The following is a 12,388-nucleotide window of genomic DNA, read 5'->3' on the forward strand; positions in this document are numbered from 1 at the left end:
GTGCGAACTGCTCCTGGTGTTAATAGGTGTTTTGTAAAAGGACTGGTCTATTCCGGACGATCGTGGCGTAATTCCAACCCAACCGCCGTGCGGGGTTTAAATCCTTCCCAGGGATTTTCATTCGCGGAAATCGGGACATCCAGATATTTCTCGTTATCCTGCCCCTGCAGGTGCAGGCCCAGAAAGGCGGTTACAAAGTGCTGATTAATATTATTGATCCGCCTTTGATCCCAGACCGAATCGGCGTATCGGAGGTATTCGTCCAGATGCAGGCCATTTTGTAAAGCTGCCTGCGGTGGAGCGTTCGGAGCCACATTGTGCCGCGCATTCATGTAGGTCAGCAAATAGCGATCGGCATTAACCGCTCCGTCGTAAATAGCTTTGATCCCATTTTCATAGCCGGAAATATCATCCTCGCTGCCCGCAACGAATAAGGTAGGCCGGGTAAGTCCCTGCAAACCGACGGAATCCCAGACGCCGACGGTCATGCCCCAGGGAGCAAAGGCCACCACGGCCCGGATGCGCTCATCCTGCGATTGCCGGTAGACTTCCGATCCGGTCGCCCGGTCGGCCAGCGCATCACTGCCGCCACTGATAGACTTAAACCAGGCAACCGCTTTCGGACTAAAGCCGGCACCGGTGGTATTCAGCGCGCCGTATCCCCCCATCGAGTAGCCCACCAGACCGGTATTGGAGGCATCTACGCGGCCCGCCAGAAAACTTCCGCTGCCCGTGCGGGACAAGCGGTCCATTTCGTCGAGTACGAACAGTTGGTCCAACGAGCGATTCAGCAGGGTACTGGTAAAGCGGTTGGCATCCCGGAAGGTCGATTCGGTGTGATCGATGGAGGCTACCACATACCCTTTGGAGGCCAGGTTCTCCGCCAGATAGGTGAACAGCAGGCGGGAACCGGTATAACCGTGGGAAAGGATCACCAATGGATATGGCTTCTCCGGGCTAAGGATAGTCGCATCCCGGAGAGACCGCCCCTTAAACTCAAAGGGGATCAAAGGCCGCAGGGTGTCTCCCCGGTTACCGAGCACTTCCCGGTAGATCTCGATCTCTTCTTTACCCGACGGGATCTCCGCGGGATACCATACTTCCACCTTCAGCGGGCGGTCGTAGCGGGGCGTTTCTCCGTCCTTATAATTCAAAATGTCCGCCTGATCCTTATGGACCAGATCGATGGTGCGTACGCCCACGCCTAATTCGCCGCGTGCAGCCAGCAGTGGGGCATCGGGCAGGAGGTCACCGACCAAAAATTCGTCGGCGGCCAGGAGTAGCGGCCGCTCGGAAAAATTCCAGGCAAGGCCCAGCAGTACGGTCACCGCAGTGATCAGTGATAAAGGAATGATCTTGCTTCTCATGTAGTTTACTATTTGAATAATGGTTTCTGATTTTCCCTGCAATATTAACTCAAAATATCCCGAACCACCTTACCGTGTACATCCGTCAGTCGGAAACGACGCCCCTGGTGTTTGTAGGTCAGCTTTTCGTGATCGACGCCCAGCAGATGCATCAGGGTCGCCTGAAAATCGTGTACATGGACCGGATCTTTGAGAATGTTGTAACTGAAATCATCCGTCAGGCCGTAAGTCAGGCCCTTTTTGATCCCACCGCCCGCCATCCAGATCGTAAAGCAGCGCGGATGGTGATCGCGGCCAAAGTTATCGGGGCGCAGCTTACCCTGGGAATATGTGGTCCGGCCGAATTCGCCGCCCCAAATCACGAGGGTATCATCCAGCAGGCCGCGTTGCTTGAGGTCCATGACCAAAGCCGCCGATCCCTGATCCGTCTGCCGGGATAAGCGGGGGATCTGACCGGGCAGGTTGCCGTGGTGATCCCAGCCGCGGTGGTAGAGCTGGACGAATTTGACATCCCGTTCCACCAGGCGGCGGGCCAGCAGGCAATTGGCCGCAAAGGTACCCGGCACCCGGCTGTCCGGTCCGTACAATTCAAAGATATGATCGGGTTCGTCCGACAAGTCCATCGTTTCCGGTACGGAAGTTTGCATCCGGAAAGCCATCTCGTACTGGGCGATCTTAGCCTGGATCTCCGGATCCTGTTCCTCCTCGAATTGATCTTCCTGGAGTTTTTTCAGGTGCTCCAATTGATTTGCACGGCTTTCGGCACTGATCCCCGCGGGATTCCCCAGGTACAATACCGCATCTTTCCCGGCCCGGAACTGTACCCCCTGGTGGTGCGACGGCAAAAATCCGTTTCCCCACAGGCGATCGTAAAGTGGCTGACCGCCACCGCCGCTGCCCTGGGAGAGCAGCACACAAAATGCCGGCAGGTTTTCATTGTCGCTGCCCAGTCCGTAACTGATCCAGGAACCGATGCTCGGTCGCCCCGGTTGCTGGGATCCCGTCTGCACGAAGGTAACCGCCGGATCGTGGTTGATGGCCTCCGTGTACATGGATTTGATGAAACAAAGCTCATCGACGATCTTCGAAGTGTAGGGTAACAGATCGCTCACCCAGGCACCGCTCTGCCCGAATTGTTGAAAATTATAGGGAGAAGCGGCGATTGGCAGTTGCTTCTGCCCGGCCGACATGCCCGTCAAACGCTGCCCCTGCCGAACGGAGGGCGGAAGGTCCTGCCCCTGTAGCGCACGCAGTTCCGGTTTGTGATCAAACAGATCCACCTGCGAGGGCGCTCCGCTCTGGAACAAGTAAATCACCCGTTTGACTTTCGGGGCAAAATGCGGGCCACCCACCAAAGGCGATGTAGGGTGACCAACCAGCGGTACCGGACCTGCCTTCGCTCCCAGCAACAGCGGATCCAGCAGGTGTCCCAGGGTGATCGCTCCCAGGCCCAATGAGGTTTTGGTCAAAAAATCGCGACGGGTATAATGTTCGTGATACTGATGGCAATCACTCATGGACATTTATCTTTTGGTATAAAATTCATCAAAATTCATGATGGTATTAACTACCACCGTCATCGCCGCCAGCTCTACCGGATCCCGGTGGTCCGCGGGCGGAAATTGCCCGGTCAGCACATAATCGCGGGCGGCGTCTGTCGCTTCCGAGAAGCGCGCCTGTTCTTCCTCCTGTAGGGCCACCAACTCGCGAAGTTGCAGAGGGCGGGGCTCCCGGCCCGTCAACAGGCGGAAGGCCAGACTGATCCGCGGGGCCAGTTCCGTTTCCTGATCCAGCACCCGTTCGGCCAATACCCGCGACGCTTCCACGAATTGCGGATCGTTCAGCAGCACCAGCGCCTGCATGGGTGTGTTGGTACGCTGCCGTTCGGCGGTGCATACGCTGCGATTGGGCACATCAAAAGCCGTCATGGCCGGATGCGGAGATGTGCGTCGGATGAAGGTGTATAGACTGCGGCGGTAGCGATCCGTGCCGCTGTCCGTTTCGTATTTGCGCAGGATATGGGTACTACTGGTCTTTTCCGTCCAGAGGCCGGCCGGTTGGACGGGCCTGACGCTGGGTCCACCAACTTTTCGGTTGAGCAAACCACTCGCCAGCAATGCATTATCGCGGATCATTTCGCCGGGCAAACGATAGCTGGGCGCGCGGGCCCACAGTCGGTTATCCGGATCTTTCTCCCGCAGGGCCGGATCGGCCACGGAGCTTTGCCGGTAGGTCGCCGACAGTACGATCAGCTTTTGGATTGCCCGGATCTCCCAACCGTTTTCCAGCAGGCTGGCGGCCAGCCAGTCCAGCAATTCCGGATGGCTGGGCAAACTCCCCTGCAGCCCCAGATCGTGCGGCGTATCCACGAGGCCCCGACCAAAGAACTGCTGCCAGAGCCGATTGACGACCACCCGACTGGTCAGTGGATGGCGGGGATCGGTCAGCCAGCGGGCCAGTCCCAGTCGGTTGGCCGGTAAACTGTCCGGAAACGGTAATAAACTGGCCGGAGTACCGGGGGTTACCTCCACCGTTGGTTCATCGTAGTTCCCTCGGTTGAGCACATAGGTTTTCCGGGGCTGGTCCAGCTCCCGGATGATCATTACTTCCGGTACGGTATCCAGCAGTTCCTGCTTTTCCCGGCGTAGGGCCCGTAATTCTTCCACCGGTGCCGGCGGGTGGTTGTACCACCAGGTACGCGTCAGGGCTGCTCGTTGTTCTGGTTCGGGTTGCTTCCGAAATTCCGCAAATAGCTCCATTGGATCTAGTGCACCGGTAAGCGCCGCGACTTCCAATGGACTCAGACGCCGGCTGAATAATTTAAAATCATCCAGCTGCCCGGCGTAAATCCCGTACTCGCCGGTGAAGGCCCGATAGCTTTTTCCCAGTCGCAGGGAGCGATCCGTGCGGGCCTTACTAAAAGCGATCGGATAGATACTGCGCTGAAGGAGGTCGTATTCGGTGACCATGGCTACTGCCTCGCCGTTCAGGTACAGCTGTACACCCGCCGCACGTCCGGAGCCATCGTAGGTGAAGGCGACATGGGTCCATGCTCCGGTGGGCACGACCGGTTCGCTGCGTACGGACAACACATCGTGCGGCAGCGCGTGGATCAGACGCAAATTCAGATGATTGAGGCTGTCCAGTATCAGGTCCCAGCCGCGCCAGAAGGTTCCCTTCTGGCCACTGTTGCCCATAATGGTCTGGGAAGTCCGTTTTTCCAGCGGCCGGATCCAGATCGCTCCGGAGAAGGCATCGTATTGCTCAAACAGCCCCTGGTCAGGCAGGTCGATAAATTCGTATTCAGCATCCAGTTCCAGCACTTTGCCGCGGTCGGTCTCGACGATGGCGGCCTCTCCCGATACCCGGCTTTCAGCATTTCGGTCAATTCTTTCTTCCTTTAGGTCATCCAGCGGCAAAGCGATATCCGGTGGAGCCGCAGCGGCCATAGAGACCGCCGGCAGATTGCTTATAAAATCCTTTTCTTTCGCCAGGTCTGCTTCGGCATGATCCACGGAAAGGGCTTTAGCGTGGATCTCTTTGCTGATTTCCCGGATCCTCGCTTCGGTTTCCGGTGCGGGCAACAGCATATTGGGCCCGGCATTGCCATCGTCACCGGACAGGCCCAATTCATCGACCTGATTGAAAAAAGCATAAAATCGGTAATATTCTTTCTGAGTGATGGGGTCGTATTTGTGATCGTGGCAACGGGCGCACTCCATGGTCAGCCCCATAAAAGCCGTAGCAGTGGTCGCTACCCGGTCGTGGACATACTCAGCCCGGTATTCCTCATCCACTACCCCACCCTCGGCGGTCGTTTTGTGATTGCGGTTAAACCCAGTGGCGATGAGTTGTTCCCGGCTCGGTTTGGGCAGCAGGTCGCCGGCCAGTTGCCAGGTCAGGAACTGATCAAAAGGCATTCCCTCCCGGTAGGCGTCGATCACCCAGTCGCGCCAGGGATACATAGATCGCCACCCGTCCGAATGCAGACCCTGTGAATCGGCGTAGCGCGCCAGATCCATCCAGTCCAGCGCCATCCGCTCGGCGTAGGCATCACCGGCCAGCAGACGATCGACCAGTTTTTCGTAGGCCGCCGGACTATCATCCGCCAGAAAGGCATCGATCTGTTCCAGCGTAGGCGGCAATCCGGTGAGGTCAAAACTCAGACGGCGGATCAGCCTTTCCCGGTCGGCCGCGGGAGCCAGATCCAGTCCCTTCGGCTGCAACTTCGCCAGGATAAACTGATCGATGGGATTTTTGACGGCATCACTCGTCAGGTCCGGCACCGGTGGTTTTTCCACTGGTACAAAAGACCAGTGCGGCTCGTAGATCCCTCCCTGCTCGATCCAGCGGGAGATCAGGGCTTTTTCCCGCTCATCCAGGCTGAGGTTGCTCTCGGGTGGCGGCATCTGGAGTTCGGCATCTTCACTGTAAATGCGGTGAAACACCTCGCTTCGTCCCAGGCTACCTCCGTGCACGGCCGACCGGCCGCTACTGCCCTTCGCATAGGCGCGCGCGGCTTCATCCAGACGCAACTCCCCTTTCCGGGCGGCCTCATCCGGCCCGTGGCAGGAAAAACAACGATCCGCCAGAATGGGACGGATGTGGAAGTTATAACTGACGGTTTCCGGCAGCGTAGCGGCGATCTCATCGGTGTACGGCGCAGCCGGTCCGCAGGCGGCAAGCAGCAGGAGGAATAAGTAAGAAAGGTATGTTGTTCTTTGGATGGTCATTTGTTTTTTGCTGGTTATTTTTTGTGTGTTTTGGGGCTGCCCAGTGTTTAATTTTAGTTTTTTTCAAATATTCCACCCCCTAAATCCCCCGCCAGCGGGGGATAGTACCCAGCCAATGAAAGGGTTATTTCATAAGCACGTAACCTTGGATACTTTCACACCAAAATTCAAATACTTTGGAACTCAAAAAATGATGCTTAGTCTCCCCCGCCGGCGGGGGAACAAGGGGGTGGACCTCATCAAACCTTCACTATTCACCCACCTCATTTGATTTCCCACTGCTTTATTTTGAAGTTCGAGAACCACTTTTAAGCTATGTTTTTACAGTTTCCACCCCCTAAATCCCCCGCCAGCGGGGGACATTACCCAGCCAATGAAAGGATTATTTCATAAGCACGTAACCCTGGACACTTTCACACCAAAATTCAAATACTTTGGAACTCAAAAAATGATGCTTAGTCTCCCCCGCCGGCGGGGGAACAAGGGGGTGGACCCTCCTCCCGCTCACCAATCCAATCACTAATCATGCCCCCCACCTCACCAATCCGATTCAACACCTCCCAACTGGAAAACCTCAAAGTAGTAAATCCAACCTCCTTTAATCGTTCGTCTCTTTTCATGTCCCGCAGGAAGGCATCCGGGTCATCGTGAGTTATTCCGTCTACTTCAATGATCAGCAGCAGCTCTTTACACATAAAGTCTGCGATGTAATTCAGAACTGGCCTTTGCCTCCGAAATTGATAGCCACGCATTTTTCTCGCACGAAGCACGTATTTCCATAAACAGGCCTCACTTTTGGTCATCGATTTTCGCAGCTGGTTGGCCCGTGATCTTAACTTGGGGTTATAGTGGTAGTTATTTTCGGGGGCAGCTTTGATCATTGCGCGTTTGTTTATTGGTATAGAGAGTGGTTTTAAGGTAATGTTTTTTTGGTAGTGAGGAGTTCTCCACTCCCTAAATCCCCCGCCGGCCCGGTACGGGACCGTATGGTCGGGGGACAATATCCAACCAGCGACGAGGTCAATTCATGAGTGCTTCCCCTCGGATACTTCTACATCCACATTCAAACACTTAGAAATCAAATGCAGATGCTTAGTCTCCCCCGCGGGCGGGGGAACAAGGAGGTGGATCCTCATCAAACCTTCACCATTCACCCACCTCATTTGATTTCCCACTGCTTTATTTTGAAGTTCGGAAACCACTTCTAGGCTATGTTTTTACAGTTTCCACCCCCTAAATCCCCCGCCGGCGGGGGACAGTACCCAGCCAATGAAGGGATTATTCCATAAGCAAATAACCTCGGACACTTTCACACCAAAACTCAAATACTTTGGAATCGAAAGGCCGATGCTCAGTCTCCCCCGCGGGCGGGCAGGGGAACAAGGGGGTGGAACAAACTCTATTTCCCCTCAATCCAAATCATAAGGCCGGGGCACAATCCCCGTGCGCTTTCCCCACTCCAGCCACATCCCGGACATTTGGCGAACCAGATCCGGATGAGCCCCGGCCAGATCGTGCATTTCGGTCCGATCGGCTTCCATATCGAATAACTCCCAGTTTTCGGGAGCCAGTGAATCGATTTTATCCCACAGGAAAGATCTCTGCTTACTCGCTTTGGAGATCAATTTCCATTTTCCCATCCGGACCGCACGATTGCCTTCGTGTTCCCAGAAAATGGCTTCCCGGTCCAGGGGTTGCTCGGTAAAGACGGGCTGAAGGCTTTTACCTTCCATGGGGCGAATTCGGTTACCGCGATATTCCTCGGGATAGACCGCACCGGAAACATCCACACAGGTAGCCATGATGTCGATCAGGTGGGATGGTTCGGATCGGAACGTGCCGCGACTGGAAAAACCGGCCGGCCAGTGTACGATCAGCGGGGTGGAGATCCCGCCTTCGTGTACCCAGTGCTTGTATTCCCGGAAGGGCGTATTACTGGCGTTGGCCCAGTTCAGGCCGTAGGCCGTGTAACTTTCCGGTGGACCCGGCATAGCATCCTTCATTAATTTGACCCGCTTGCCATCGCGGGTGACCTCCGGCACCATCAGGGTCTGGATGGCTCCGGGGGGCATGGGCTCCGCCGGGATGGTACTGGTATCTCTTTTTACCCAGGCCAGTTCTTCCGCGCAGGCACCGTTATCCTGGAGGAAGAAGATCAGGGTGTTGTCCAGTGCTCCTCGGGCTTCAAGACTGGCGATGATCCGGCCAATGCCTTCATCCATCAGTTCCACCATCGCGGCGTATACCTCCATATTGGCAATTTCCCATTCCCGATCGGGAATATCTTCCGACCAGGCCGCTACGAAGGAATCCCGGGGTGTCAGTTCCCAGGACGGATCGATGATGCCCATTTCCTGCATACGCTGGTATCGCTCCTGCCGGACCGCATCCCATCCTTTGTCATACTGTCCGTCGTACCGGGCGATGGCGGAGGCGGGGGCATGCATCGGCCAGTGGGCCGCGGTGTAAGCCAGATACATGAAAAAGGGATTCTCGCTTTGGTGTTCCTCAATGCATTGCAGCGCGTAGTCCGTAAAATCCGTCGTACAATAAAACCCATCCCGCGGGGCCACGTACTCATTATCCAGTGCGAGGGACCGCGGATCGTACAGGCTCCCGGCTCCGGAGATCATCCCGAAGAATTTATCGAATCCGCGTTGCCGTGGCCAGTTTTTCTGATCGGGATCTTCGACCACGTAGGGCGTGACGTGCCATTTGCCGGACATGTAGGTCTCATAACCGGCTCCTTTCATGACTTCAGCAATCGTCACCGCCCGGTCACTCAGGTCTCCCCGGAAAGCTTCCGTACCCCGGTCATCGACCATATGCCCGATGCCCGCCTGCTGGGGATAGAGGCCGGTGAGCAAAGATGCCCGCGTGGGGCAACATCTGGCCGTATTGTAGAATTGGGTGAATCGCAGCCCATTGGCCGCCAGACGGTCCAGGTTCGGCGTGCGGATCTCGCCACCGTAGCAACCCAGATCCGAAAACCCCATATCGTCGCCCATGATCAGGATGATGTTAGGCGGTTGGGGAGCGGCGGTTTCCCGCTGCAGGGACTGACAGGAGATCAGTCCCAGGGTGATCGCGATCGCAAAAAGAGATGTACGTTTAAGCAGCATAGCTATTCTTTTATGCGTGCCTCCAGGTTATCCGGCAGCCGGTCTTCGGTATCGGTTTCGTGCATTTGCAGCATTTTCATCAGGCGTTCTACCACTTCGGGTTCGTGTTCGTAACGATCGTAGGCTTCGGAAATGTCCTTTTCCAGGTTGTAGAGTTCCGGATGCGCCATTTCTACTTCCCGACCGTAATTGACCGGTTCCCGCTGGGCGATGTGTAATTTCCAGGGGCCGGAACGGACCGCATGCAATTTGGCCCGCGTCCAGTAGTAAAATTCCTGCCGGGGACTGGCACCGCTGCCCTTCAGTACCGGCGAGAGATCATAGCCGTCCATTTTGCGATCCGTCGGCACCTTGGTACCGGAAAGCGCCGCAAAGGTATTGATCAGGTCCAGCGTAGATCCCATATCCGTCACCAGACCGGGTTTGACCATACCGGGGCCCCAGAAGATGGTGGGTACCCGTTGCCCCCCTTCAAAGGTCGTTCCTTTTCCAGCCCGAAGCGGACCGGCAGAACCGCCGTGGGTCCGGAATACCAGCCAGGGTCCGTTATCCGAAGAAAAGACGACAATGGTATTGTCTTCGAGCCCTTCATCGCGGATCGTCTGCAGGATGTTGCCCACTCCGTTGTCGATCTCCTGCAATACATCACCGTACAATCCCCGCTTGCTGCTGCCTTTGAAATCTTTGGAAGCGAAGAGAGGGATGTGCGGGAGGTTGTGCGCCAGATACAAGAAGAAGGGTTGCTCTTTATTATCTTTAATATACTGCACGGCCCGCTCGGCGTAACGTTTGGTGATGGTCGTCTGGTCGGCCGGGCGTTCCACGATCTCTTCGTTCTCCATCAGCGGGACGTTATAATACTTGGTTTCCGGCATGGCATCAGGATCATCCGCCAGGTTGTAATAATTAGGTTTCATGCCTCGGATGTGGTCCATATCGTTGGAATAAGGTATTCCGAAGTAGGAATCGAATCCCTGATTAGTGGGCAAAAACTGCGGTAAGTGCCCCAGGTGCCACTTGCCGATCGCTGCGGTAGCGTAGCCCTTTTGTTTGAGCACTTCGGCGATGGTCACTTCATCTTTGGGCAGGCCCCCGGCCGAATCGGGAAACAAGACTACCCGTTTGGCTGAGCTCATTCCGTTCCGAACCGGGTATCTTCCCGTCATCAGCGCCGCCCGGCTGGGCGTACAAACGGGGTCGGCTACGTAGAACTGGGTCCATTTCTGACCTTCAGCGGCCATCCGATCCAGGTTCGGTGTCCGGATGGTGGGATTGCCGAATGCGCTCAGATCGCCGTACCCCAGATCATCACAAAAAATGATCACGAAATTGGGGGGGCGGTCCTGCGCCGGTAGTAAGGTCAGTCCCAGAAAAAAGCAGAGGATAAAATTCAGATATTTCATATTGTTGGTTCGTTTTGTATGCTAAAGACGGGGAAACAACGGGAGAAGTAGTACACTGATCACCAAGATTTTGTGATCAGTGTACTACCGGTCTTCCTGTAGTCTGGCCTGCGGCGGGGCAAAATAGATGGCTCCACCCGATTTCATTTATACTAAGGCCGGATGTACATAGCCGGCTCCCCTTTGGTCGGCGTGGAGGCCTTGATGAACTCCCGCAGGTGTTCATTGGAAGTAGCGAGGTCTTCCGCCCGCAGGTACATCATGTGGCCGCTGCGGTAGCCTTTAAAACTCAGCCGGTCTTTCATCCGACCGCTGGGATCCAGTTGCCACATACTGTATTTCGCATCGAAATAATTGGTCGCGCCATCGTAGTAGCCCGATTGTACCAGCACATTAAGATAAGGATTTTGGGCCATGGCCTGACGCAGGTTCTCCCCGGTCTGGTCGCCGGAGCGATCCCAGGGGCGTACCGGGCCAAACATATTGTACTTCACCTCCGTCTTGAATTTCAGAACTTCCTGCAGGTAATAATTGATCGCCGGCGTAAAGGAATGCAGCCAGGAGGTCAGCTCGGAGTTGAAGTCCGGGCGGTCACCGGCAACCTTCCGGTCGATGCCCGTATAGCGGGAATCCAGGCGGCCGACCGTAAAGCCTTCGTTCCGCAGCAGTTCCTTCCAGAAGAAGGAAGTGGAAATATCGAGGTTATTTTGTAAAACGGCTTCTTCGTTTAGGCCCGAGTAAGCCGCTACTTTTTTGGCCATAGCCGCTCTTTCGGCGGGTTCGATAAACCCGCCCTTGGCCAGGGTCGGTAAATATTCGTCTACGGTGTAGGCTTCCACCTCAGCCAGAAGATCGTCGAGGTCCTTGCGCTGCAGTTCCGGAGCGAGCTTTTTGTGGAACCAGGCGGCGGCCGCAAAATAAGGCAGGCGATTGGCCGCTTTGACCGGCCCGTCCCGATCGATGCCCAGATCGGTGGGCGATACCAGGATCACCCCGTTGAGGTACATCCACTGGTTGTTTTGCAGGGCCAGGGCCAGACCAGATACCCGGGTGGTACCGTAACTCTCCCCGATCAGGTATTTGGGCGACAGCCAGCGATTGTGCCGGGTGATGAAGGTATTGATCCATTCGGCCAGGTATTCAATGTCCTGATTCACGCCGAAAAAGGTCTCCTTTTTGGTCTCTTTATCCAGAATGCGGGAATAACCGGTATTGACCGGATTAACGTATACGATATCGGCAACGTCGAGAATGGAATTCGGATTGGATTTCACGCCGTAGGGCTGTACGGGAAATCCTTCGTCATCCACCTCCAGAATAACGGGGCCGGTGTATGCCAGGTGCATCCACACGGAAGCGGAACCGGGTCCACCGTTAAAAGAAATAACCAACGGCCGGGCCGTGCGGTCGGCGATCCCGTCGCGGGTATAGTAGGTGTAAAAAAGGGAGGCGGTCACTTTGCCGTCATCATTCCAAACCGGCTGGGTACCACATTCCGCGGTGTAATTGATGGCCTGCCCTTTTATCGTGGTTTTGTGCTTGGTGATCACCACCGAGTCGGCGGGTAGCATTCGGCTCTGCGCTACCAGGGTGGTCACACTGAAAAGACATAGTACAATTAGTGAGTGAAAGATCTTTTGCATGGATCAATTTTTGGTAAGTGAGAATTTTGCTGTTGCGAAAGGTAATAAATTTTGGAGCGATTTGGCGGAAGATGGAAAGTTAGAAAGGTGGGAAATCGAGATATTTCGATCTACGGAAGA

7 protein-coding genes are annotated in these 12,388 nt (G+C 55.5%); all 7 read right to left on the minus strand.

Annotated elements, in window-relative coordinates; translation table 11 throughout:
- Window positions 1–47 precede the first annotated feature (47 nt).
- Window positions 48–1,367 carry an alpha/beta hydrolase family protein gene (locus CRP01_RS01960; RefSeq protein WP_099148313.1) on the minus strand — a complete coding sequence of 440 codons (1,320 nt, stop codon included), beginning with the start codon at window positions 1,365–1,367 and terminating at the stop codon, window positions 48–50.
- A gap of 44 nt (window positions 1,368–1,411) precedes the next feature.
- Window positions 1,412–2,884 (minus strand): DUF1501 domain-containing protein, encoded by a 1,473-nt coding sequence (locus CRP01_RS01965; RefSeq protein WP_222845641.1) that lies wholly within the window; start codon window positions 2,882–2,884, stop codon window positions 1,412–1,414.
- 6 nt (window positions 2,885–2,890) lie between these two features.
- A complete protein-coding gene (locus CRP01_RS01970) occupies window positions 2,891–6,100 on the minus strand; it encodes a DUF1553 domain-containing protein (RefSeq protein ID WP_099148315.1) in 3,210 nt (1,069 codons plus the stop codon).
- 455 nt (window positions 6,101–6,555) lie between these two features.
- A complete protein-coding gene (locus tag CRP01_RS01975) occupies window positions 6,556–6,981 on the minus strand; it encodes an endonuclease domain-containing protein (protein WP_099148316.1) in 426 nt (141 codons plus the stop codon).
- A 528-nt stretch (window positions 6,982–7,509) separates the two neighbouring features.
- A complete protein-coding gene (locus CRP01_RS01980; protein ID WP_099148317.1) occupies window positions 7,510–9,222 on the minus strand; it encodes an arylsulfatase in 1,713 nt (570 codons plus the stop codon).
- Between the two features lie 2 nt (window positions 9,223–9,224).
- Complete coding sequence (locus CRP01_RS01985) at window positions 9,225–10,625, minus strand: sulfatase family protein (protein WP_099148318.1); 1,401 nt, start codon at window positions 10,623–10,625, stop codon at window positions 9,225–9,227.
- A gap of 152 nt (window positions 10,626–10,777) precedes the next feature.
- Window positions 10,778–12,268 (minus strand): S10 family peptidase, encoded by a 1,491-nt coding sequence (locus tag CRP01_RS01990; protein ID WP_099148319.1) that lies wholly within the window; start codon window positions 12,266–12,268, stop codon window positions 10,778–10,780.
- Window positions 12,269–12,388: the final 120 nt, after the last annotated feature.

The organism is Flavilitoribacter nigricans DSM 23189 = NBRC 102662, assembly GCF_002646595.1.
GTDB classification, from domain to species: domain Bacteria; phylum Bacteroidota; class Bacteroidia; order Chitinophagales; family Saprospiraceae; genus Flavilitoribacter; species Flavilitoribacter nigricans.